At 69.9% G+C, this 918-nt stretch carries 2 protein-coding genes; both read right to left on the reverse strand.

Features of this window, described 5'->3' with window-relative positions; genetic code table 11:
• On the reverse strand, window positions 1-219 hold a 219-nt coding region (locus tag ACPC54_RS42170), incomplete at its 3' end, for a DUF6415 family natural product biosynthesis protein (RefSeq protein WP_498973060.1).
• Window positions 216-428 (reverse strand): hypothetical protein, encoded by a 213-nt coding sequence (locus ACPC54_RS42175; protein ID WP_146609788.1) that lies wholly within the window; start codon window positions 426-428, stop codon window positions 216-218. The genes ACPC54_RS42175 and ACPC54_RS42170, both read right to left, overlap by 4 nt.
• Window positions 429-918: the final 490 nt, after the last annotated feature.

A 918-nucleotide genomic window follows, 5' to 3' on the forward strand; every position in this document is an offset into this window, starting at 1 on the left:
GGTGCCGTCCTTCGGCAGCCGGGCGAGCATCTGCTCGACCTCGGGGATGAGCAGCTCCAGGTGGCCGCGCAGTTGGCCGATGAGGATGTCGAGGTTCTCGGGCGTCGGCGGCGGCGCGTCGGTCTCGCCTTCGGACCCGAGCGCTCGGACGACGGTCTCGCGCATGGTGATGGTGTCCACGGGCGCCGTGCCGGCGGTTTGCTTCGCGGGGGCGCTCATCGGGTCACCGGCAGCACGACGCGGTGGAGCGGGCACTGGCACGCCGGGTAGGAGTCGGGCTGGGGCAGCGGCGGCAGCTTGCCGTCGACGGCCACGGTGACCGTGCCGCGGTCCTGGGTGATCGTGCCGTAGCGGTCCACGGTGTAGACCCGCATCGTCATCCGGCCACCCCGTGCGTTCGTCGGCGTCTGGGCGGTAGCGTTTGTCATGTCGACGCTCCCTGTCGGGTTTGAGCGTTGGCCACACCCGGGGCCGTTCGCGCGGTCGCCGAGCCTTGCGTGGCACCTGCCAGGCGCGGTCGACTCGGCGTCATCCGGGGCCGACAGCCGCACGAGCGGACCTGCCAGACTCTGGTCGCGCCGGAGACGACGACTTCGCCCGCCACGCGTAGAGGACGGTTCACGGCTCCGCAGTCGAAGCACGCCTCGCCGTGAAGGCGGACGATGCTCACACGACGGTCAACGACCGCTGGCGTGAGCGAACGTGCTTCCTGCATCTTCCGTGCCCATCCTTGGTGCCTGCGCGTGGGACTCATGTTGGGGCTGAGGAAGCATCACAAGTACCCCGGTGAGGGGTACTTGGGAACGGGTTGTGCTCAGGTTGCGGCGCACCACTCCGCGAAGGACGTCAGTGTCTCCGAGTCGGCGCGGCGCAGGCGCCGCAGCGTCGAAGCGTCTTCGCGGACCCAGGGATGGTCAC

Source organism: Kitasatospora sp. NPDC094028, from assembly GCF_049543595.1.
Taxonomy (GTDB): domain Bacteria; phylum Actinomycetota; class Actinomycetes; order Streptomycetales; family Streptomycetaceae; genus Kitasatospora.

What these genes read in the sequence shown, in the direction of transcription:
- ACPC54_RS42175 (WP_146609788.1), bottom strand. Translation starts at nt 428, where the DNA reads ATGACAAACGCTACCGCCCAGACGCCGACGAACGCACGGGGTGGCCGG.